We start from the raw sequence: 261 nt of genomic DNA, 5'->3' as shown, positions 1-261 counted from the left end.
AGCAGGAGTGGGGAATTGGCGTAATGAGATTTCCCGTGGACCCCTTAAATGCTCAATAGTGACAACTTAATGAGTGCAATTAATACAAAATCTGTATTTACAATCGCGACCGGCAAGGTCACATATTTCAATATGGCGATCAATCTTGCTCGCTCATTCGAGTGGCACAATTCAACAAGCGATCTGCTGTTCTCTATCGTAACTGACTCGAACTTAAGTTTGCCGCCAGATTTGAAGCGCACGCAATTAATCCCCGTGCGC

Annotated in this window: 1 protein-coding gene; it reads left to right on the top strand. The window is 44.8% G+C overall.

All coding sequences use genetic code 11. The features are described 5' to 3' along the window. Positions 1-48: 48 nt before the first annotated feature. Positions 49-261, top strand: a 213-nt coding sequence (locus Q5762_RS38795; RefSeq protein ID WP_315897017.1) for a hypothetical protein, incomplete at its 3' end; no start/stop codon positions are given.

It is taken from the genome of Streptomyces sp. P9(2023) (genome assembly GCF_032436795.1).
Taxonomy (GTDB): Bacteria; Actinomycetota; Actinomycetes; order Streptomycetales; family Streptomycetaceae; genus Streptomyces.
The sequence above is the reverse complement of the archived record's forward strand: the minus strand, read 5'-3'. Positions and strand labels throughout refer to the sequence as shown.